This window comes from Amycolatopsis ultiminotia (genome assembly GCF_039536925.1).
GTDB lineage: Bacteria > Actinomycetota > Actinomycetes > Mycobacteriales > Pseudonocardiaceae > Amycolatopsis > Amycolatopsis ultiminotia.
This window is the reverse complement of the sequence record NZ_BAAAZN010000003.1, coordinates 219470-242074: the sequence shown is the minus strand read 5'-3', so window position 1 is coordinate 242074 and position 22605 is coordinate 219470. Positions and strand designations below refer to the sequence as shown.

17 protein-coding genes are annotated in these 22605 nt (G+C 69.1%); 6 read left to right on the top strand and 11 right to left on the bottom strand.

What is annotated here, in order from left to right; all coding sequences use genetic code 11:
* Positions 1-25: 25 nt before the first annotated feature.
* The 4 genes from ABD793_RS08810 to ABD793_RS08795 all read left to right on the top strand — a co-directional run bounded on the left by ABD793_RS08810 (position 26) and on the right by ABD793_RS08795 (position 3591).
* Positions 26-613, top strand: coding sequence for a Jag family protein (locus tag ABD793_RS08810; RefSeq protein WP_344857450.1), 588 nt, complete (start codon positions 26-28; stop codon positions 611-613).
* Positions 614-890: 277 nt separating this feature from the next.
* Positions 891-1571, top strand: coding sequence for a 16S rRNA (guanine(527)-N(7))-methyltransferase RsmG (gene rsmG, locus ABD793_RS08805; RefSeq protein ID WP_344857448.1), 681 nt, complete (start codon positions 891-893; stop codon positions 1569-1571).
* A gap of 86 nt (positions 1572-1657) precedes the next feature.
* Entirely contained in the window at positions 1658-2584 is a 927-nt protein-coding gene (locus tag ABD793_RS08800; protein WP_344857445.1) for a ParA family protein, read from the top strand.
* Positions 2581-3591 (top strand): ParB/RepB/Spo0J family partition protein, encoded by a 1011-nt coding sequence (locus ABD793_RS08795; RefSeq protein WP_344857443.1) that lies wholly within the window; start codon positions 2581-2583, stop codon positions 3589-3591. The genes ABD793_RS08800 and ABD793_RS08795 overlap by 4 nt, the downstream gene beginning before the upstream one ends.
* 280 nt (positions 3592-3871) lie before the next feature.
* Here the strand turns inward: ABD793_RS08795 and ABD793_RS08790 are convergent, their stop codons facing one another.
* Positions 3872-4822 (bottom strand): D-alanine--D-alanine ligase family protein, encoded by a 951-nt coding sequence (locus ABD793_RS08790; RefSeq protein WP_344857441.1) that lies wholly within the window; start codon positions 4820-4822, stop codon positions 3872-3874.
* A 30-nt stretch (positions 4823-4852) separates the two neighbouring features.
* The gene (locus ABD793_RS08785; protein WP_344857439.1) at positions 4853-6172 is read right to left on the bottom strand and encodes an aminotransferase-like domain-containing protein; all 1320 of its coding nucleotides are present in this window, start codon (positions 6170-6172) and stop codon (positions 4853-4855) included.
* 192 nt (positions 6173-6364) lie between these two features.
* Here ABD793_RS08785 and ABD793_RS08780 point away from each other — a divergent pair, with 192 nt between their 5' ends.
* Complete coding sequence (locus ABD793_RS08780; protein WP_344857437.1) at positions 6365-7009, top strand: GNAT family N-acetyltransferase; 645 nt, start codon at positions 6365-6367, stop codon at positions 7007-7009.
* 2792 nt (positions 7010-9801) lie between these two features.
* Here ABD793_RS08780 and ABD793_RS08775 read toward each other — a convergent pair.
* From ABD793_RS08775 to ABD793_RS08735, 9 genes are all read right to left on the bottom strand, one after another.
* Entirely contained in the window at positions 9802-10950 is a 1149-nt protein-coding gene (locus tag ABD793_RS08775; protein ID WP_344857435.1) for an N-acetylmuramoyl-L-alanine amidase, read from the bottom strand.
* A 272-nt stretch (positions 10951-11222) separates the two neighbouring features.
* A complete protein-coding gene (gene trxA, locus ABD793_RS08770) occupies positions 11223-11549 on the bottom strand; it encodes a thioredoxin (protein ID WP_344857433.1) in 327 nt (108 codons plus the stop codon).
* Between the two features lie 29 nt (positions 11550-11578).
* The gene (gene trxB / locus ABD793_RS08765; RefSeq protein WP_344857431.1) at positions 11579-12571 is read right to left on the bottom strand and encodes a thioredoxin-disulfide reductase; all 993 of its coding nucleotides are present in this window, start codon (positions 12569-12571) and stop codon (positions 11579-11581) included.
* 95 nt (positions 12572-12666) lie between these two features.
* The gene (locus ABD793_RS08760) at positions 12667-13479 is read right to left on the bottom strand and encodes a hypothetical protein (protein ID WP_344857429.1); all 813 of its coding nucleotides are present in this window, start codon (positions 13477-13479) and stop codon (positions 12667-12669) included.
* The gene (gene sigM, locus ABD793_RS08755; protein ID WP_344857427.1) at positions 13476-14138 is read right to left on the bottom strand and encodes an RNA polymerase sigma factor SigM; all 663 of its coding nucleotides are present in this window, start codon (positions 14136-14138) and stop codon (positions 13476-13478) included. Before sigM ends, ABD793_RS08760 begins: the two co-directional genes overlap by 4 nt.
* A gap of 31 nt (positions 14139-14169) precedes the next feature.
* Positions 14170-15765, bottom strand: coding sequence for a protein kinase family protein (locus tag ABD793_RS08750; protein ID WP_344857425.1), 1596 nt, complete (start codon positions 15763-15765; stop codon positions 14170-14172).
* Between the two features lie 83 nt (positions 15766-15848).
* Positions 15849-17633, bottom strand: coding sequence for a murein biosynthesis integral membrane protein MurJ (gene murJ / locus ABD793_RS08745; RefSeq protein ID WP_344858087.1), 1785 nt, complete (start codon positions 17631-17633; stop codon positions 15849-15851).
* Between the two features lie 645 nt (positions 17634-18278).
* Positions 18279-20456, bottom strand: coding sequence for a DUF6049 family protein (locus ABD793_RS08740; protein WP_344857423.1), 2178 nt, complete (start codon positions 20454-20456; stop codon positions 18279-18281).
* A gap of 15 nt (positions 20457-20471) precedes the next feature.
* On the bottom strand, positions 20472-20978 hold the full coding sequence (locus ABD793_RS08735) for an NUDIX hydrolase (RefSeq protein WP_344857421.1): 507 nt from the start codon (positions 20976-20978) through the stop codon (positions 20472-20474).
* A gap of 101 nt (positions 20979-21079) precedes the next feature.
* Here ABD793_RS08735 and ABD793_RS08730 point away from each other — a divergent pair, with 101 nt between their 5' ends.
* Positions 21080-22525, top strand: coding sequence for a CCA tRNA nucleotidyltransferase (locus ABD793_RS08730; protein ID WP_344857419.1), 1446 nt, complete (start codon positions 21080-21082; stop codon positions 22523-22525).
* Positions 22526-22605 lie beyond the last annotated feature (80 nt).

Here is a 22605-nt window from a genome sequence, read left to right as displayed (position 1 = left end):
TTCCGGTCCGGAGAGGAGACGAAAGATGTCGGAGACGGTCGACACGATCGACGCCGATCAGAACGACGCGGCCGAGCCGGCCGAGTCGGTTGAGGCGTCGGAGTCGGTTGCGACGGATGAATCGGGTGCGACGAGGACGGGTGGTGACGACGAGACCCTCGTGCGGGAGGGCGACATCGCCGGCGACTACCTGGAGCGGCTGCTGGATCTGCTCGACTACGACGGGGACATCGACCTCGACGTCGAAGCTGGTCGTGCGGTGGTGAGCATCGATGGCGGCGAGGATCTGGAGAAGCTCGTCGGTCAGCGGGGCACGGTGCTCGAGTCGCTGCAGGAACTGACTCGGCTGGCGGTCCAGCAGGAGACCGGTTCGCGGAGTCGACTGATGCTGGACATCGCGGGCTGGCGGTCCGACCGTCGGGAGGAGCTTCGCGAGCTCGGTCGGTCGACAGCCGAGTCGGTTCGTTCCAACGGTGAGCGTGTGCGGTTGCAGCCGATGAGCCCGTTCGAGCGGAAGGTCGTGCACGACGCGGTCGCCACGGTCGAGGGCGTGACGAGCGAGAGCGAGGGCGAGGACCCGAAGCGTCGCGTGGTGATCTTCCCCGAGGACTGAGCCTCACGGACGAGCACTGAGCCGAGGCGGCCCACCGGTTGATCCGGTGGGCCGCTTTCTTTGTGGGCCTGCCGTCCGCGTCGCTTGGCTCGTGGCTCCGGGTAGCGGTGCGAACGAATTACAAGCGTGGCGTTTCACGTGAAACCGGTGTGGACAGATCGGCTCGCCGAGTGGACTTGTCCACAGATGCGGTCTGTCGGCTCGATTTGGGTCCGGCATCAGGGACAATCAACTGAGCCCGTTTCACGTGAAACGGGCGGAGTGAGGAGTGGACGTAGTGAGCTTGGACGGCGCCACCGGGACGGCCCGGACCGCAGCGGTGCAGATATTCGGGGAGCGCGTCGACCAAGCCGACCGGTACGTCGAGCTGCTTACCACCCACGGTGTGGAGCGCGGTTTGATCGGACCGCGTGAGGTGGAACGGCTGTGGGAACGGCACGTACTGAACTCGGCAGTGATCGGTGAGCAGATCCCGCACGGTGCTCGCGTGGTCGACGTCGGGTCCGGCGCCGGGCTTCCAGGTGTACCGCTCGCGATCGCTCGGCCGGACCTCGCTATCGTTCTTCTTGAACCGATGGCTCGCCGGGTTGACTGGCTGGCCGAGGTCGCCGAGAAGCTGGAACTCCCGATCACCATCGTCCGTGGACGCGCGGAGGAACGATCCGTGCGCGAGCAGCTGGACGGCGCCGACGTCGTCACCGCTCGTGCGGTCGCTCCCCTGGCTCGGCTCGCGGGCTGGTGCCTCCCCCTGGTTCGCCCTGAAGGTCGACTGGTTGCCCTCAAGGGGGCCAGCGCCGCCGAGGAAATCGAGCGTGACCGTGCTGCGGTGCGCAAGGCCGGCGGTGCCGAACCTGAACTCGCTGAGTGCGGGAAGGCGGTGCTCGAGGTTCCCAGCACGGTGGTGCTCATCCGCCGTCTGCCGCCGAAGCCAGCCCGGCCACGCGGCAGGCGACGCTAACGAACGAGAACAGCCGCGAAGTTCCACGTGAAACAACGCGGTTCGAACGCCCACGAATCGTCTACCAGGAGGAGGTGTCGAGACCGGTGAATCCCCCACCGTCCGACTCCGCGGCGACCGGCCAGGAGCTGGGTTGGACGCCGATCGCCGAAGAAGCCGTCCGAGCCGCGAGCGTGCTGCACCCCAAGGAAGGCGCACTCCCCCGGCCCACGCGACGGCGGGTACTCACGGTCGCCAACCAGAAGGGCGGCGTCGGTAAGACGACGAGCACGGTCAACCTCGCCGCCGCATTGGCGGTACACGGGTTGAAGACGCTCGTGATCGACCTGGACCCTCAGGGCAACGCCAGTACCGCACTCGATGTAGACCACCGCTCGGGGACGCCGTCGATCTACGAGGTGCTGATCGGTGAGGTCTCCATCGCCGAGGCGGCGGCCGTCAGTGAGCAGTCCCCCAACCTCTTCTGTGTGCCCGCGACGATCGATCTCGCCGGTGCCGAGATCGAACTCGTCTCCATGGCGAACCGGGAGACGCGGCTGAAGGAGGCGCTGTCGGCTGAGGCTCTCGACCAGATCGGGGTCGACTACGTCTTCATCGACTGCCCGCCTTCGCTGGGTCTCCTCACCGTCAACGCGATGGTGGCGGCCCAGGAGGTGCTGATCCCGATCCAGTGTGAGTACTACGCGCTGGAAGGGCTGGGGCAGCTGCTCAGCAACATCGAGCTCGTGCAGCAGCACCTCAACCGCGAACTCAGCGTGTCCACGATCCTGCTCACCATGTACGACGGCCGCACGAAGCTGGCCGACCAGGTGACGAACGAGGTCCGGAACCACTTCGGCGACACCGTGCTGAAGACCGTCATCCCGCGCAGCGTGAAGGTGTCCGAGGCGCCCGGTTACGGTCAAACAGTTCTCGCGTACGACCCGGGGTCACGTGGAGCCATGAGTTATCTCGACGCGGCGAAGGAAATCGCGGAGCATGGCGCGAACCAGAAGAGGAGCAACAGCGCATGACTGAGCGCAGAGGAGGGCTGGGGCGTGGGCTCGCGGCCCTGATCCCGACCGGGCCGACTGCCCCGGCCCCCTCCGTCGGTGAAGGCGGTGCGACCGACGAGACGACCACTCCTGCGGACAAGGGTTGGTTTGCGGCGAACGGCGCGGCCACCCCGGTCGGTGGCGAGGTCGCCGGTGCGGTCTACCGCGAGATCCCGGTCAGCGCCATCAAGCCGAACCCGAAGCAGCCTCGTCAGGTCTTCGACGAGGAAGCGCTCGCCGAGCTCGAACACTCCATCCGGGAGTTCGGGCTCATGCAGCCGATCGTCGTGCGCGAGCTCGGTGGTGACGAGTACGAGCTCGTCATGGGCGAGCGTCGGCTACGCGCCTCACAGCAGGCAGAGCTCGAAGCGATCCCTGCGATCGTCCGGCAGACCGCCGACGAGTCGATGTTGCGTGACGCGTTGCTGGAGAACATCCACCGGGTTCAGCTGAACCCCCTCGAAGAGGCGGCCGCATACCAGCAGCTGCTCGACGAGTTCGCTGTGACGCACGAGGAATTGGCCGGCCGCATCGGACGTAGCCGTCCGGTCATCACCAACACGATCCGGTTGCTCAAACTCCCGTTGCCTGTGCAGCGGCGGGTGGCCGTCGGCGTACTTTCCGCCGGGCACGCCCGAGCCCTGCTTTCCCTTGAAGATCCGGACACCCAGGAGGAGCTGGCCGCCCGGATCATCGCGGAAGGCATGTCGGTGCGGGCCACCGAGGAAGCCGTCACCCTGAAAAAGAGCGAGAAGCCGGCGAAGCCGAAGCCCGCTCCCCGCAAGCCGATCCAGGCGCCCGGGTTGCAGGATCTCGCGAACCGACTGTCGGATCGCTTCGACACCCGCGTGAAGGTGGACCTCGGTCGCCGCAAAGGGCGCATCGTGCTCGAGTTCGGCTCGGTTGACGACCTCGAGCGCATCGTGGGGATCATCGATGCCAACTCGGGCGAAAAACCGGCAAATCCGACCGAGGAAACCGACTAGGGATCACCCACGGTCGTTTCGTCACGGTGATGATTGCGCACCGACGTACCAGTCAGCACTCTGAGTGGCCGCCTCGGCCGCCGAGAAATCGGCGGCCGCGCGGGAACTCGTCCGTCCATCCAGGGGCCTCGCGACCCGGCCGCCGGCTTTGTGCCGGTGTCAGCTCAACTTCGCTTGCGAACGCCCACCGCGGCCTTGGCACCCATCGGTTCTCCGCATCGTGACCGTCACGTGGTCACCGTCGCCGTCCCTCGGTCCCCGGGATGACGGCGGGCACTGATCACTTGGCGCGGGTGACTGCCCGCACCACGAGGTCCGAGAACACCGAGCCGAGCGACTTGCCCGCGGCTTCGACCGCCATCGGGACCGTGGACGTCTCGGTCAGGCCCGGGGACAGGTTCACCTCGAGGAAGTGCACAGTGCCGTCCGTGGTGATCACGGCATCTGTCCGGGAGATATCGCGGAGTCCGAGCCATTGGTGCGCCGCGACCGCGAGCTCGCCGACGGCCTTCGCTGCCTCGTCGGAGATCCTGGCCGGTGTGAAGAAGTCGGTAAGGCCGGCCGTGTACCGCGCGGTGTAGTCGTAGACGCCGTTCTCCGGCACGATTTCGACTGCGGGCAGGGCTTCGGCCCCGTTCTCCCCCTCGATGACCGTGACGGCGACCTCGACGCCGTCGACGAAGCGTTCCGCGAGCACGGTGTCTCCGTAGGCGAAGCAGCCGACCATCGCCGCGGGCAGCTCCGCGGCCTCGCGCACCACCTGCGTGCCCAGCGCGGAACCACCCTGATCCGGCTTGAGGATCAGCGGCAGCCCGAGCTGCTCCACCATCGCGTCCAGCACGGATTGTGCGCCCAGCTCCCGAAAGGTGCTGTGCGGCAACACAATCCACTCCGGCGTGGCGAACCCGGCCTGCTGCACGAACGCCTTCGCGGTCGGCTTGTCCCACGCCCGCCGGCAGCCCTGCGAATTGGTGCCGACGAACGGTACGTCCAGCATTTCCAGCACAGTCTGCACCGAACCGTTTTCGCCCTCGCCGCCGTGCAACGCCACGACCACCGCGTCCGGCCGCTGGGTGCGCAGCCGTTCCAGCAGGCCGGCATCGGTGTCCCACTCGTCCACGGTGAGCCCTTCGGCGCGCAATGCAGCTGACAGCCGCCGTCCGGATCGGAGCGAGACGTCCCGCTCGTGGGAAAGCCCGCCGGCGAGCACGGCAACGGTACGGTCGACCACCGTGGGAACTCCTTAGTGTTGCTGGGGCGATCAGACCGTGTCCGGAGACGGGGTCTCGGGCCCCGGGATGGTGCGTGCCTTCACGCTACCGAAGGTGCGGCCGAGGTCCATTTCGGACTCCAGCACCGCGGCCAGCCGCCGCACGCCCTCCCGGATGCGTTCCGGCGTCGGATAGCAGTACGACAGCCGCATCTGGCGCGAGCCGAACCCGTCTGCGTAGAAACCGGTGCCCGATGCGTACGCCACGCGCGCGGTGACCGCTCGCGGCAACATTGCTTTGGTGTCAACACCTTCCGGCACAGTGACCCACACGTAGAAGCCGCCGTCCGGGTGCGTCCACGAGCAGCCGGGGGGCAGATGCTGTTGCAGCGCCGACAGCATCGCATCGCGGCGTTCGCGGTAGTTCTCCCGGAACTTCTTGATCTGGCCCTTCCAATCGTGTGTCGCGAGATAGCGGGACACGATCATCTGGTTGAACGTCGGCGGGCACAGCGTCGCCGATTCCGCGGCCAGCACGAGCTTTTCCCGCACCGCATGTGGCGCGAGCACCCAGCCGACCCGCAGCCCGGAGGCGAACGTCTTCGAGAACGAGCCGAGGTACACCACGTTGTCCGGGTCGAGCGACCGCAGCGCGGGGTAGGTCTGGCCGTCGAAACCGAGCAGGCCGTACGGGTTGTCCTCGACGATCAGCACCCCGTGTTCGCGACAGATCTCCACGATCTCCGCGCGTCGCTCGACGGCGAGGGTGACCCCGGCCGGGTTGTGGAAATTCGGGATGGTGTAAAGGAATTTAACGCGCTGGCCGGCCTTTTCCGCCTGCTGCAACGCCTCCCGCAACCCTTCCGGCACGAGACCCTGGTCGTCCATCGCCACGTGCACGACCTTGGCCTGGTACGCGGCGAACGAGCCGAGCGCACCCACGTACGACGGGCCCTCCGCGATCACGACGTCACCCGGGTCGCAGAACAGCCGCGTCACCATGTCCAGGCCCATCTGGGAACCGACGGTGACGACGACGTCGTCCGGGTGCGCCTTGATGCCTTCCAGCGCCATGATTTCGCAGATCTGGTCACGCAGCGCGGGTACTCCGTGTGCCGAGCCGTACTGCAGCGCGACGAGCCCCTCCTCGGCGATGATCTCGCCGACCTGCGCGGACAGCGTGTCGAGCGGCAGCGCGGCCAGGTTCGGCATCCCGCCCGCGAGCGAGACGACCTCCGGCCGGCTTGCCACTGCGAAGAGCGCGCGGATCTCGGATGCGGTCATCCCGGTGGTACGCGCTGCGTACCGTTCGAGGTGCGGGTCGAGATTGTGGCGGCCAGTCTGCGGCTTGGCGGGGCGGTTCTCGGTCATCGGACACCTGAGGGTTCGCTGGTACCTGCTGGTAGATCCATCGAGTGTAACCATGGCCTCTTCCGGCTCCCCGCTCTTCCGACCCTTGTCACATCGGCCTATCCTCGGGGTGGTTCTTCCGGTGCCGCCTGCGCTCTTGCAGGCGTCGAGGCCGGATTCACGCCGCGAACGAGGGGTCCAGGGAGGTTTCGGGTGTCACGTCGTGTGGTGGGCGTCACACTGGATAACCTGGAGCACCTGCCGAAGAACTGCCGGCAGTGCGTGTACTGGGAACTCGCGCCGCATCTGAAGGCGCAGGCGGAGGAATTCGGCTCCACCGAGGTCGAGAAGGAAGCCTGGGTCTCCAGCGTGCTGTTGGAGTGGGGGTCCTGCGGCCGGATCGTCTACAGCGACACGTTGCCGGTCGGGTTCGTGCTGTACGCACCGCCGAACGCGGTCCCGCGCTCGCTCGCCTTCCCCACCTCGCCGCCCAGCGCCGACGCCGTACTGCTCACCGCGTTCCACGTACTGCCCGAATTTCGCGGCGGCGGTCTCGGCCGGATGCTCGTCCAGGCCGTGGCCAAGGACCTGACCAAACGAGGCGTCCGCGCCATCGAAGCCTTCGGCGACGCCCAACCGGACGACGCAGACCCCTTCGACCAGCACGCCTGCGTACTGCCGGCCGCGTTCCTGCAGGGCGTCGGTTTCAAGACGGTGCGCCAGCACCAGAAGTACCCTCGCCTGCGCCTGGAACTGCGCTCGGCGATCACCTGGAAGGAAGACGTCGAGGCCGCCCTGGAACGCTTACTGGGCCAGGTCACGATCACCACCGCCGAACCAAGCCTGGGCCGAGCCTGATCTAACCGTTCCCGATTCGCGGCACGCTCCCCGATTCGCGGTTCCCGACTCATCGGCCCTAGCGCTTGGCTTGGCAGGCCTTGGCGCTTGACTCCTCGGCCCTGGATCGTGGCTCCGGTCCTCCGCCCACTCCGGCTGGCGTCGGTCCCCTTGCACCGCTCGGCTGGCATCGGTTCTCGCCCCACTCGGCGGGCGTCGCGGCTACCCGCGCCGTGCCCCTACCCCGTCGTGCCCTCCCCCGCGGCCGCACAGGCCCCGCCCGCGAACGCCACATCAGGCACGTCGACGACCCACACCCGAGCCCAGCCGCCCCTCATCGTGAGTTGCCGACGCTCGTTCACCACTCGACCCACTCACACCACGCCGCTTCAGCCCTTCCCGCTCCCGACCTCACCCCTACCCACCCGACTTGCCCGGCGTGCTAGCCCCTGCCCCGTGTGCCCTGCCCCGCCCCGACTTGCATGTCTATCCCGCCTTGCCGCTCTGCCTTGCCCCCCCGACTTGCCCTGCTCTGACCCGCCCTGCTCTGACCCGCCTCGCCTGGGCCTTGTCCGACCCAGCCGTGTCGTCCCCGCCCACCGCCAACACCATCCAACCCCGACCCCAAACCCGCACGACCCTCCCCGCCAACCCACCATCCCGCCACCACACACCCGATCCACCCGCCAACCACACCACAACCCAAGTGCCCGCAACCACCACCGGAACCCGAAATCAGCCCACCCCGCCCAGCCGCTCCCCTCACCCCAACAACCCACAAAACAATCACTCTCTGTGCCTGTCACCCGGGTTTCCCACGCCCCTAACGTCCTCCGTCTCTGCCAGCCACCACACCCGCCTCCGCAAGTCGAGCACCTCCCCATGCACCCCCGCCACTCAGCCCATCAACCGAGGTCAACCCACCGCCACCGGTACACCTCACCTCTCCCCATCAACCCCACCTCCCGCACCCCACCCCGCCGACCCACCCCTCCCGCCATCCCCTTTTCCGCCCCTGTGCACAACTGTGGATGAACCCCGAAGTTATCCACAGATTGCTGATAGAGCCCGTGGAAAACCTGTGGACGACTAGACTGGATTCGGGGACGCCCCCCGGAGGAGGGCGGGGGCTGCCCCCAGGTGTGGTGGGTATTCGTGCCGGGCGGCGCAAGTGGTTGTGGCTGGTTGGTGAGGGGTTGTTAAGTGGGGTTGGCGCTCCAGTTGTGAGGGGGAGGGGTCTTGGGCTTGGGCTTCTGGTGGGGGTGTGGATGCTTCAGGGGCGAGGGTGGTGGGTTGGGTGGTGTGATGGCTGCGGATCGGGGTTTTGTTACTCCGGGTAGTTGGCTGGGGTGGTGTTGGGGCGTTGTGGGTGGGGTTGATGGCCAGAGGGGGCGGAGGAGTAGGGCTGTCGTCTGTTTGGGAGGGCGAGGGCGGCTATTTCGTGGAGCGGGAGAGGTGTGTGTTTACGCAGGGGCGTTGTGGAGGTGGGAGGTTTTTCTGCTTGGTTGGTGTTGGCGTGAGGTGGGGTGGGAGTTCGACTGGCGTGGGTGGCGGGCGTTGGTTGGGCTCGTTGTGCGGGTGACTGTGGCGGAGGGGTGCGGGTTTACCTGTGGAGGCTGTCGGGGGCGGGGTGGCGTTGTATGCGGAGCGTGGGTGGCGTCGAAATCTGGGTTGGCGGGGTGCATGGGGCTGGGTTGGGTCGGTAACCGGGTTGGGGGTTCGCGTTGTGGGGCGTTGAGGTTGTGGTCGTCGAGGCGAGCGGGGCTGGTTGGTGGCGTGTTCGTGGGTTCGTCGGGAGGCGTGATTGCGCGGGAGCCGGTGGTGGGGGTGGGTATCCGGTCGACTGCGGTGACGATCTTGGGAATCTGCGGGGTTGGGGTCGGGTCGGCTGAGTTGGTTGGGTGGAGTTGACCAAGGTGGTCGGTCGACGGGGTCAACCGGCGGTTGGTCGAGGTCTCGCGATTGGTCTGGTGGTGAATCGGACGGCTCGGCTGGGGCATCGGCCGAGGCCAGGTGGCTGGGCGGGGTGGCTCAGTCACCTGGCTGGATCCAACAAGACAGGCAATCACATCGGAAGCCTCAGGCCAGCCGGACCGGACAGCAATGCGCTGGACAGGAAGCACGGAACCGGCCAATGCGGCGGTCGGATTGGCCGACCGACTGAGCCGGGACAGCGATCGGGCTGGGTCAGGGACCGAGACCGGGACAACGGCCGGCTGCGCAACGGCTGGCTGGGTCAACGGGCTGGCCGGGTCAACGGGCCGGCGGGGGTCAACGGGCTGGCTGGGATAATGACTGCCCGGAAGAACGGCTGGCCAGGCCAACGGGTCGGCCTGCGCAACGGCTGGCCGGACAAACGGCCGGCTAGGTCAACGGGCGGGCTGGGATAACGACTCGCCGGGATGACGGCCGACCGGACCGATGACCGGCCAGACCAACGGCCGACCAGACCAATCCCAGGCCGAAGACCAACCCGGGGATTCTTGTACGCGGAGCGTGCAAACGGGTCGGGGTCACTGCAGCACACGAGCCTGGCCAGCAAGTGGGCTGCACAACGAGCGGGCCGAACCGGCTGACGCCCGCCCGACGGGTTCGGTGCAAGCCGGCCGCGGGCTGGCCACATTCACCACCGGGTTGCCTCGGCAACAACCCAGCCGCGCATCAGCCGACCGATGCAATCAGGCGCAGGGACATCCAGCGCACCGACCGAGTACCAGCGGATCAGCGCGGACCCAACCGAAACCCGGGCGCACACCAGGGAGGGCCAAACCGGGGAAGGGCCAAACCGGGGAAGGGCCAAACCGGGGAGGGGGTTATTCGGCGCGGGCGAGTTCGTGGGCCAGGACGTCGGCGAAGGTGAATGTGCCGGTTGGCTGGTCGCCTTCGCCCAGGAGGTACAGGCGCTTTACTGCGATCAGGATGCCTTCGGCCACTATGTCGCGGAATGCCGGGTCGGCCAGGCGCCGGGAGTCGTCCGGGTTGGTCAGGTAGCCGATTTCCACGCGGACGGCCGGGCAGCGGGTGCGGGTGAAGATCTCCCACGTCTTGTAGTGCGTACGGCAGTCCAGTAGGCCCGTGCGTGCCGCTACCTCGCGTTGGATGAAGCCGGCCAGCAGCTCGCCCACGGTGGACGTCGTGCCGTTGCCGGTGCCGAAGTGGAAGCTCGCCAGGCCCTGGGCTCGGGGCGACGGGTTGCTGTCGTTGTGCAGGGACAGGAACAGGTCCGCGCCGGCGTCGTTGGCGAAGCGGGCGCGTTCGAAATCCGTGGGGCTGTGGTTGGGGCCCCGCGAGATCAGCGCTTCCATGCCGGTTGCCTGCATCCGGCCTTCCAGCCTGCGGGCCAGGTCCCAGGCGATGTCGGCCTCACGCAGGCCGTCGGCGACCACGCCCAGGTCCTCACCGCCGTGGCCGGGGTCGATGACGATGCGCTTGCCGCGCAGCCGGGGGCCGGCACGCCGGACCTGCTCCTGCTCCCGCAGGAAGACCGGGCGGCCGCCGCGGGCGCGAGGCGACGACAGGCGGTGCAGTTCGCGGATGGTGGCCGGACCGCAGATTCCGTCCGCGTTCAACCGCATGTCGCGCTGGAACGTGCGCAGGGCACGTTCGGTCTGCGGGCCGAAGTACCCGTCCGGGCGGCCGGCGTCGAAGCCGAGTTCGGTGAGCCGCTCCTGCAACGTGAAGACGTCGTCGCCCTGAACCGGCGACGACAGCAGGAACTGCAGCGGGCGGCTGCCCAGGTGGTAGCTGGCGCCCTTGAGCGCCTGAAAGGTCGCCGGACCCACGACCCCGTCGGTGATGAGCCCACGCCGCTGCTGGAAGGCCCGTACGGCCTGCTCCACCGCAACGTCGAAGGTCGTGTACTGCTCGGTCCCCGCCACCGGCGGGAGCAGGTTCATCCCGGCGAGAATCGACCTGATCTCGGCGACATCCGGACCGGCGTCACCGCGGCGGAGTACCCGCATGCACTCCTCGCTCTTCCTCAGGCACCGAAACCTGCTCGATGCAAAACAGAAACCTAGGGGTAGGGGGTAAGCCCAGGCACCCATTGTGCCCTGTGAACTCTCGGTGAGTACGCAGGCCCGGCCGGTATGCCGCTCTGGTGGGGGAGCCTCCACGGGGGAGACACGCCTGGTGCACCTGCGTGATCACCGCCACGTACGGGTCACTCGAACGTGTAAAAACCCGGGCCCGCGGGGCGATTCCCGCAGGCCCGGGTTCGTCCCGGCCGTCCCGTTCAGAGCACGTCGGACAGGTCGGACAGCAGCGCCGCCTTCGCCTTCGCGCCCACGATCTGCTTGACCGGCTTGCCACCCTGGAACAGGATCAGCGTCGGGATCGACATCACCTGGTAGTCACGCGCTGTGTTCGGGTTCTCGTCGATGTCGAGCTTCGCGACGGTCAGCTTCTCGCCGTTCTCCTCCGCGATCTCCTCCAGCACCGGCGCAACCATCTTGCACGGTCCGCACCAGGTCGCCCAGAAATCGACCAGTACCGGCTTCTCGCTGGTCAGCACGTCGTCCGCGAACGACTTGTCGGTCACCTTCACGGTGTTGTTGGCCATGGTCGTCTCCTTCGGTGAGTGGGGAAAGGTCAGTGCTCGCCGGCGCCGTAGCCGCCGCCGACCAGTTCGGGTGCCTCGTGCGCTGCCGAGTCACCGTGCTCTGCCAGCCATCGCTCCGCGTCGATGGCCGCGCTGCACCCGGACCCCGCGGCCGTGATGGCCTGCCGGTAGGTGCGGTCAACCAGGTCGCCCGCCGCGAACACGCCGGGCACGTTCGTATAAGAGGTGCGGCCCTGCGTGCGCACGTACCCGTCCTCGTCCACGTCGACCTGCCCGCGCACCAGCTCGCTGCGCGGATCGTGGCCGATCGCCAGGAAGAAGCCGGTGACGTCGAGCGTCTTCTGCTCACCGGTCAGGGTGTCCTCGACCTGCAGGCCACGCACCGTGCCCTCGCCGTCGACCCCGGTGATCCGCGAGTTCAGCTGCCACTTGATCTTGGCGTTCTCACGGGCCCGCTCGAGCATGATCTTCGAAGCCCGGAACTCGTCCCGCCGGTGCACGATCGTGACCGACTTGGCGAACTTGGTCAGGAAGGTCGCCTCCTCCATCGCCGAATCGCCACCGCCGGCCACCGCGATGTCGTGGTCGCGGAAGAAGAAGCCGTCACAGGTCGCGCACGCCGACACGCCGTGACCGAGCAGGTTCTGCTCACCCGGCACGTTCAGGTACCGCGCGGCGGCGCCCATCGCGAGGATCACCGCACGCGCCGCGTAGCGCTTGCCGTTCGCCACGACGTACTTCACGTCGCCGGTCAGCTCCAGCGACTCGACGTCCTCCGCGCGCAGCTCGGCACCGAAGCGCTCGGCCTGCTTGCGCATCTCCTCCATCAGGTCCGGCCCCTGGATGCCGTCCCGGAAGCCGGGGAAGTTCTCGACCTCGGTGGTGGTCATCAACGCGCCGCCGAACTGGGTGCCCTCGAACACCAGCGGTTCGAGCTGTGCGCGCGCCGCGTAGACCGCGGCGGTGTACCCGGCAGGACCCGATCCGACGACGATCAGGTTCCTGATTTCCTCGCCCGCCACCCGTCAACCTCCGCTCGTAGCGACCAGTGCTTCTGGCTCAACACGATCGTAGGTGCCGGTGTTCCCGGTGGTGACGCCCGCTACTCGACCCGCGGTTACCGCCCGCCGACGACCTTGTCGAACAGCTTGTCCGGATTACCCGGCCCGCAGTCCGCGCCGAACGCGACCAGGCGGAACTGGGCGAGCTTGCCGGTGGTGTAGAGGACGAGCACGCCGGCCTTGCCCGCGACGTTCACCGGACGGATGCCCTCCGGCCGCACCTTCGGGTCCATCCCGGCTGCCGCGACACACTGGTCGAGGCGCTGTTCATCCTGCAACGGGCCGAAGTCGCGCACCCCGGAAGTGCCGCCGATCAGCGCCTCCGCGCCACCGCCGTCGCCGGACACCGCCGGGCCGGACGGTGCCGGACCGGCCACGTTCGGAGTGCCGCCGGTCGTGGACGTGCCGGGCACGGTGACCGCAACCGCCACCACGGCAGCGGCGGCCGCGGTCAGGATCCCGCCTGCCCAGCCGAGCCGCCGGTTGCGCCGCCGCCGGGCCGCCGACAGGTCCACCACCGGCGCGGACTGCGAGGGCTCGTTCGCCACCTGACCGGCCGGAAACGCGGCTCCCTGCCCGGCACCGGTTTCCGCCTGCCGCGCAGCGGACTCCGCGGCCAGTGCGGCGTCGAGGCGTGCTGCGTACTCGGCAGGCATCGGCGGTGCGGGCTCGGCGGCCAGCGCCGACAGGTCCGTGGTGGTCGCTTCCAGCGCCTCGATGATCGATCGTGCTTCGGGATCGGCGTCCACCTGCGGCCACAGCCGTGCGGCCTCGTCCTCGGCCAGCACCCCTGCGTGGAGGTCGGCAAGTACGTCGACAGACCAGGGCGGACCCACGGTGCCACCAGCCCCCCGGCTCTCGTCCGTCATCGTCCCTCCCCGTTCCCCGGCGGGCGCTGGGCCCGCCCGGCACTTCGGGACCCCTCCGAAGTGGCGTGCTTGCGTTTGCTTTCGTGAGTTGGGACGTCGGTATGGGCGTCCGGGTTCCGCAGATGTCCGAGAACCTTCGCGAGTTTCCCCCGTCCCCGCGCACACCGGCTCTTGACCGTGCCCTCTGCGATGCCCAGCAGCTTCGCCGTCTCCGCCACCGAGTAGCCCTCGACGTCGACGAGCACGATCGGTGCGCGCTGGTCCTCCGGCAGCTGGTCGAGCGCCTGCCGCACGAGCAGGCTGGTCTCCCGCTCCGCCATCGAATCACCGGGGGCGACCGGCTCGTTCAGCCCGGACTCCGGCAGCGGCACGGTCGGGCGGGCCTGGCGGCGGCGGATCCGGTCGAGGCAGGCGTTCACCACGATCCGGTGCAGCCAGGTGGTGACCTGCGATTCGGCGCGGAACTTCGAGGCCGCGCGGAAGGCCGAGATGAAGGCCTCCTGCAGGGCGTCCGCCGCCTCCTCCGGATCACGCAGGGTCCGCATCGCGACCGCCCACATGCGGTCACGATGTCGCCGGACCAGTTCACTGAACGCGTGCGGATCACCGGCGGCGTGCGCCGCTATGAGATCGGCATCCGTGGGAGCTGCAGCCGTCACCCGGCAGAGCCTACTGAGTCCGGATAGCCGCTCACTGCGCAGGCAGGAAGCTCGCGTCTCCGATCTCGCTGATGAAGCCACCGCCGTCGTTATCGCCCAGCTGAGTGATCCAGACGATGAAGTACTTGCTCTCCGTCGGCTGCTGCAGGGTGATTGTGGTGTCGGTGCCGTTCAGATCGCCGGCGCCGACCACCTTCGTGTCGTCGAGCTGCGGGTTCTTCTTGTCCGCGCTGCGGATCTCGACCTTCGTACCGGGGCTGTCCGCGGTGATCTTCACCTGGGCGAGTTTCACCGGATCGTTGAACGCCACGGTGAACCCGACGCCGGGCTTCAACGCGGGCAGCTGCTGCTGGTACTCGTCGGTGCGCCAGATCGTGCCCGGATCGCCGTCGATGGTGTTCTTCACCCGGCCGGCGTTGTCACCGGAACCTTGCGGGTTGTAGATCGACGCGGAGTCCGGCTTCGCGGGATCGCCCACCTTCGGCCCGGCGGGTGCCGAACTCGGTGGTGGCGCCGCCGAGTTCTGCGGCGGAGCGCTGTTCGACGGCGGGGCCGCGACGTTGATCGCGGGACCGCTGGCCTTGTTGTCGCCCTGGAACAGGTTGATCAGCATCAGCCCGCCCCAGGCCAGGATCACCACGGTCGCCACCACCAGCACGGTGACGCCGAAGGCCAGCTTCCGCCGCCGTGCGACGTCCTTGACCGGCTTCTTCGTGGTCCAGATCGTGCCGTCGGCCTCGCCTTCGGGCTGGCCAACGGACTGGATCAGCTGGGTGCGCTCCTCGTTCTCGGCCACCTGGTCGAGCACGCGGAGGATGGCCGAACTGGTGCGGATGCCGCCGCTGCCGCCGTCCTCGATCGTGCGGACGGCCAGCGAAGACAGCTCCGCGGGCACGGCAGGCACCAGTGACCGCGGCGGCACGACGTGCCCCTGCGGGGTCAGCGGCGCGGCCGGGACCGCGGGCGGTCCGCCCGGCAGCGCCCAGCGGCCGGTGAGCAACAGGTAGAGCACCGCGCCGAGCGCCTTGACGTCGTCGCGCAGCGTGGCCTCCGGCAACGGGCCGGGGAACGCGAGTTTCAGCGCACCACCCGGGGTGAGCCGCAGCCGCTGCGGATGATCGAGACCGAGGACCAGACCGTTCTGATGGGCGTGGTCGACCGCTTCGGCGAGCGCCTGCACCATCCGTGCGGCCGCCGCCGGAGCGACCGGACGCTGCGCGACCAGATCGACCAGATCGCTGCCTTTGGTCCATTCCGCGACCACGACGCCGAGCAGACCCTCGCTCGAGGTGACTCCGCTGCCGAGGCTCAGTACGTCCAGTACGCGGGCGACCCCACCGTGGCCGAACTTCGACGCGTGCGCGGCCCGTTCCAGCGTGCGCCGGGCGAGCCGGGCCGCCTCCGGATCCGCCGGATCACCGACCAGCAGGGTCAGCGCAACATCCCGTTTCAGCTGACCGTCGCGTGCTCGCCACAGGTGCGCGGCAGCACGTTCGTCCACCCCGAACTGCGCGAGCAGGCGGTAGCGGCCGTCCCCCACGACCCGCCCGGGGGCCAGCGAACCGCCGCGGGCACGAATGCCCGCGCGATCTGCCTCCCCCGCCTGAACGCTTCGTCTCGTGTCCACCGATTCTCTCCTGCGTCGCGATCCCGAAACCGAGGGTACCCGGATCAGCCTCGCGGGAAGCGTCGTGAGTCGTGAATCAATCGTTACCCGCGCTTGATCAACCGGGTGAGTCGCGACGTCGCAGGCTTGAGCTCTTCGACCTTCAGCGCGATGAGTACCCCGAACGAGACCGCGATCCCGACGATCCCCTGCAGGATGAGCTTGATCCAGGAGTGCAGCGTGATCCCGAGCGAGCTCGGCACGATCAGGCCGACCAGCCACGCCGCGAGGACCCCGAGCACGCTCGCGACCACGGTGAACAGGATCACGCCGATCACCCGTTTGCTGCGCAGGTTGCCCAGCGTCACCCAGAGCCACACCTGGCCGAGCATCGCGCCGATCACGTACGTCAGCCCGTTGACCATCATCACGCCGAGCACGATGTTGTCCGGCGAGAGCAGCGCCGGGCACAGGAACAGCAGCGGCACCTTGACCACGGTCATCACGACCATGATCAAGGTGGGGGTGCGTGCGTCCTTCATCGCGTAGAACACCCGCATCTGCAGCATCACCAGCGCGTACGGCAGCAGTGCGAACGACGAGATGGCCAGCGCCTGCCCCATCCGCTCCGCGTTGTCCAGCGACCCCTTGCCGAGGGTGAACAGCGCGACGCCGATGGACGATCCGACGATCGTCATCACCGCCGAAATCGGCACGAGCGTCACCGTGGAGATCCGCGACGCATAGGACAGGTCGCCGATCAGTTTCTTGGTGTCGCCGTCCGCGGCCGCCCGGCTCAGCCTCGGCATGATCGCGGTCAGCAGCGACACCCCGAGCACGCCGTAGGGCAGCTGGAACAGCAGCCACGCGTTGCTGTAGGCGGTGACGCCGCCGGGGGTGCCCTTGGTCAGCACGCGGGTGGTGATCGTGTAGCCGAGCTGGCTCACCGCGACGTAGCCGACGACCCACAGTGCGAGCCCGCCGAACTCCTTCATCCGCCGGTCGAGGCCCCAGCGCCAGCGCGGCCGGAAGCCGCTGCGCAGCAACGGCGGCACGAGCATGACCGCTTGCGCCACGATGCCGCCGGTCACGCCGAGGCCCAGCATGAGCACCTTCGGATCGGTGATCGACGGCTGGTCGACGTTGATCGAACCGGGCACCAGCCAGACGACCAGGATGGTGAAGATGACCACCATGTTGTTGACCACCGGTGCCCACGCGGTCGGCCCGAAGATGTGCTTCGCGTTGAGCATCGCCGACAGCAGCGCGAACACGCCGTAGAAGAAGATCTCCGGCAGCAGCAGGTAGGCGAACGAGGTGGTCAGTCCGGAGCTGGCCTGCCCGGACGAGTCGACGTAGAGCGAGGTGAACGCAGGCGCGGCGAGAACCGCGATCACGGTGCCGCCGAACAGCACGGTCAACCCGACGGTCAGCAGCCGTTGCGCGTACGCCTGGCCGTGGTCCGGATCGTCCTGCGAACGCACCAGCAGCGGCACCACCACACTGGTGAGCACGCCGCCGATGAGCAGCTCGAAGATGATGTTCGGCATCGTGTTGGCGACGTTGAACGAGTCGTTCGCCACGCCGGTGCCGATCGCCGCCGCCAGCAGCAGCTTCCACAGGAAGCCGGTGACCCGGCTGATCAGCGACGCGATTGCCATCCGTCCGCTGGCCTTCGCCACGGACGGCGGCTTCGCGGGAGCCGGCTGCTCCGGTGCGCTCGGCTCGGCGGGACGGGCCGTCGGCGCGTCCTTGATCCGCGGCATGACCTGGGTGGCCAGCGCGTCGTACGGGCGCAGCACGTCCGGGTCGGCGGTCGGCCAGCGCGAGGCGGCCATCGGCACTCCGGCGGTGCGCGGGATGAACCGGGTGGCGTCCGGGTCCCGCATCGCCTCTTCCTGCCACGGCCGGATCGGCGTGCCGGGGCGGGCACCGCGGCCGCGGTGCACCGGCGGCACCTGCTGCGGTCCGGAGACCGGTCCCGGTGGCGGAGGCGGCGTGCCCGGCTGCGGCAGAACCGGCCGGCCGGCCGGCGGCGTACCGGGTGGCGGGCCCTGTGCCGTACCAGGCGGGGGGCCCTGGGGTGGCTTGGCCGGCGGTGGCTGGCGGCGCGGCGGCGCGGCTTGCGGTGTCCCGTTCCGGGCCGGGCGCGGCTGGCCGTTCGGCGGTGGCTGGCGACGCTGCGGTCGTTCGCTGCGCTGGGGACGGTCCGCGGGTGGCTGCCGGTCGGGGGGCACCGGCATCCGGCGCGTGCCGTTCGGCGGTGGCTGACGGCGCTCCACCGGCGGCTGGCCCGGTGGTGGCGGCGGTGGCTGATGCCGGGCGTCGCGGACCGCGCGCCGGGGCTGTTCGGCTCGCTCATCCCGCCGAGGTGGCGCACCGTCCCGCCGAGGACGGTTCGCACGCTCGGGTGGTTGGCCCGGCTCTCTGTCCAACGCGTGCCCAATCCTCGACTGCCCCTGGTCCCCTGCCATTGTGGCAGCGTCGACCCAGGGTAATCGGGAACGGGCGGACGCACCCGGTCCGCCGGTCGGTCAGCTGGAACGGCCGCGTGCCGCCCTGCCCTCCTTGACCCGCCGGTAGATCCGCCGGGAGGACAGCAGGAGCAGCGCACAACCAGCGACGACGGTGACGATGATCGTGATCGGGCCGTACTCGGTCGACGTCAGCTCGAAACGCGCGGTCGAGCCGAGCGAAGTACCGGCAGGCGTGGTCAACGACACATCGACGCTGAGCCGGCCCGCCCGCAGCGCTTCGATCTGCAGGTACTCGTTCTTGCCCGCCTTGGCCGGGAAGAACAGGTTCGGCGCGCGGTCCGCCTCCGGCCGGACACCCACGTTGTTGGTCAGCGAGATCTGCGCGCTGACGCTGACCGGAAGCTCGTTGCTCACGAACACCGGCAGCGGCGAGGCACCGGAGGCGAGCGCGATCGTCTGCCGCGGCTGTTCGACGGTGACCTGGTCGCGGATGGCGGCGAGCTCGGAATCCGCGTTCGCGGACGCCTCGGGCGACGGCGGCCGGAACGCGGTCGAACTGCCCCGCACCAGCGCGTTCCGCACCGGCGCGACGACCGCTTCCGGCGTGACCCGCTGGGTGATGTCCATCCGCATCGCCGACAGCAATCCGGTGGTCCTGCGGTCGAGGTCGGACAGCTGCTCGGCGATCCCGGTGCTGTCCCCGACCGGCGGGGTGCGGCCGTCCTTGGTGAACGCCGCCGAGCCGTTCGCTTCGGTCTGCAGCAGCTCGGTGAGCGAGGATCCGGTGGTGAGCTGGTGATCGTTCAGCTCACCGAGTCCGTCCAGGAAGGCGGTCAGCTCGCCGGTCGAGACGTTCCAGCGCCGCGGCGGGGCGACCAGCAGCTCGGCGCCGTTGGCCGCCTCGGTGCGGCCGAGACCGGCCTCGAACGCGATCGCGGCGAGCCCGTTCTGGGTGGCGACGGCTCGCTGTGCCGCGCCGCTGACCGTGGTCGGCGCCTGCGGACCGGGGCTGAACCCGGCCAGTGCGCTGGAGATGATCCCGTCGCTCGGCTGCGCCCGCACACCGTCGGGCAGTGTCACCGCACCGGTGATCGTCTCGGCGTCCCGGTTCGCCCGCAGCCGCGATCCGTCCGTGAGCACCGTGCGGTAGCCGGCCGCGGACGCGGTCGAAAGCGCCTGCTCGTCGAGCGTGCCGCCCGGCCACAGCACACCCGGGCGCGGTTCGACGCCGAGCAGGTCGCGGATCGTCGTGGTGCCGCTGAGCGCGGTGGTCATCAGTCCGGCGTCGGGATTGCCGTCCGCACCACGCACTGTGCCGAGCGTGCTCAGATCGGCGTCGGCGAACGGCATCGGCACCACGCAGCGGTCCTTGACCAGCGCACGCAGCGAGCTCAGCCAGTCCTCCGCCGCGCCCGCACCCTTGCCAGGCGCACCGCCGGCGCGGTAGCCGTGGGTCATCGCCTCCACCGTGCGCAGCAGGTCGGGGTCGATGGCGAAGCACAGCGAATCACCGACCTGCGGGTTCGATTGCTGCGCCGCACGCGCCGCGGAGACCAGCGCGTACAGCCGCCCGTTCGGGCTCAGATCCCGCGCGAGTGAATCGTCCGTGAGACTGATCTGCGCCCCGTAGGCGGCCGACGAAACGTGCACCGTGCTGTCGGTGATCGGCCACAGCACGGTGACCTTCGCATTCCGCGCTGTCGCCGAACCCTCGCGGCCCGGCGTCGACACCACCGGCATCAGCAGGCTCACCGCGGCGAGCCGGGCGGTGCCGCCGAACTCCGGGGTCCCGTTCACGTTCACCAGCAGCGGGTAGACACCGGGGCGGCCGAACAGTGCGGCCCGCTCGCCGGCGAGCGGGACGGTGATGTCCAGCCGGGCGCTCTGCCCCGGTTCCAGTGCTTCGGCGAGCGTGCTGAAGTCGGTGAGCGGGCTGTCCTGGATCGGCTCCCCCGCCAGCACGCCGGACATCTCCCTCGTCCCGCCGAGCCGGTCGCCTACCTGCAGCCGGGCCTGCGGGCGGTCGATCCGCCGGTCGCCGGTGTTGGTCACCGTGCCGGACACCGAGAGCGTCGTCGTGGCAGTGGTGAGCACGCGGGGGGTGAACCGGTCGAGTTCGACCCGCAGCCGTGGCTGTTCGGCGGACGGTTCGTCCTGCGCCCAGGCGGGCGCGCCGAACAGCGCGGCCGCTGCGAGGACCAGCAGGGACAGCAAGAAGGCGGCGGGCCGCTTCACTCGGGGCGCTCCCTCTCAGGCGAGCTCGTCGGGCGCGAACAGTTCTCCCGCCCTGCGGACCAGCTTGCGCTCGTCCGCGTAGGCGAGGGTGGTCTCCATCTCGGTCAGCGGCACCCAGGCCACCTCGGTGACCTCGACGTCCTCATCGGACAGCGCACCGCCGGTGGCCTCGAGCACGAAGTGGTGCACGGTCTTGTGCACCCGTCGTTGCTGCGCCACGAACCAGTAGTCGATGGTGCCGAGCGGGCGCAGCACCCGGGCGGAGATGCCGGTCTCCTCCCGCACCTCGCGCACCGCGGTCTGCTCCACCGTCTCACCGTCCTCGATGTGCCCCTTCGGCAATGACCAGAGCAGTTTGCCGTGTCGGTCCAGCCGGCCGATCAGCGCCGCATGTTCCCGCTCCGGATCGAGCACCAGCCCGCCTGCCGAGGTCTCGTCGACCGTGGTCAGCCGCCGGTCGCGCCGGTGCCGGCGCCGCCTGCGCGGCTTCGGCGCTCCGGCGCGGCCGGCAGATCCAGACATGCTGCGATGCTAGAGCAAACGGTTGCCCGGGTACTCTGGCTCTCCGTGTCCGTGTCCGGCGGTGCCCGTAGTAGTGGTGCCCATTTCGTGGTGGGATTCAAGTGAGCAACCTGGTCGCCCAGCAGAACGCGGTGACGGAACTGATGCGAGTGTCCCCTCTTGCCGACGAGCTGGCGGAGCGGTTCGCGCGCGCCGGCCACAGTCTGTACCTGGTCGGTGGCAGCGTGCGCGACGCGCTGCTCGGCAGGATGTCGAGTGACCTCGACTTCACCACCGACGCCAGGCCGGACCGGGTGCTGGCGATCGTCAACGAATGGGGCGATGCGGTCTGGGACGTCGGCATCGCCTTCGGCACGGTCGGCGTCACCAAGAAGGGCAAGACGCTCGAGATCACCACGTTTCGCGCGGACAGCTACGACCGGGTCGGCCGCAACCCCGAGGTCACCTTCGGCGACACCATCGAGGGCGATCTGCTCCGCCGCGACTTCACCGTCAACGCGATGGCCATCGATCTGGTCACGAAGACGTTCATCGATCCGCACGACGGGATGGACGCACTGCGGCTCAAGGCGCTCGACACCCCCGCGACGCCGCAGGAGTCCTTCGCCGACGACCCGCTCCGGATGATGCGGGCCGCCCGGTTCGCCGCCCAGCTGGGGTTCACCGCGGCCCCTCGGGTGGTCGAGGCGATGACGTCGATGGCGGGAGAGATCGAGCGGGTCACCGCCGAGCGGGTGCAGGCCGAACTGTCCAAGCTGCTGCTCTCCGGTGATCCACGGCCGGGTCTCGAGCTGCTGGTGGACACCGGGCTGGCCGAGCACATGCTGCCCGAGCTGCCGGGGATGCGGCTCGCGATCGACGAACACCACCAGCACAAGGACGTCTACCAGCATTCGCTGACCGTGCTGGCGCAGGCGATCGACCTCGAACAGCGGCACGAGCCGACCTCCGAACCGGATCTCGTGCTGCGGCTCGCGGCACTGCTGCACGACGCGGGCAAACCGGCCACGCGCGAGTTCCAGCCGGGCGGCGGGGTCAGCTTTCACCATCACGAGGTGGTCGGCGCGCGGATGGCGCGCAAGCGGTTGCGGGCGCTGAAGTACCCGAAGGAGGTCGTCGAGGCGGTCTCCCAGCTGGTGTTCCTGCACCTGCGGTTCCACGGCTACGGCAGTGGCGAGTGGACCGATTCGGCGGTGCGCCGCTACGTGACCGACGCCGGTGAGTTGCTGACCCGGCTGCACAAGCTGGTGCGGGCCGACTGCACCACGCGCAACCGGCGCAAGGCGGCCGCGTTGCAGGCGACCTACGACGACCTCGAGGCCCGCATCGCGCGGATCAAGGAACAGGAGGACCTGAACCGGGTCCGCCCCGACCTCGACGGCAACGAGATCATGCGGCTGCTCGGCCTGCCGCCGGGTCCGCAGATCGGCCGGGCCTGGAAGTTCCTCAAGGAACTGCGCCTCGACCGTGGCCCGCTGGAGCACGACGAGGCGGTGGCCGAGCTGAAGAAGTGGGCTGCGGCCGAGGGCATCACCTCGGCAGACTGACCCGGTCGCCGGGGAGCTTCCGATTGCGGGAACGGCAGTGGGCGTGTCGGTCCTGCTACCACGGCGCGGCGCCGGCAGAG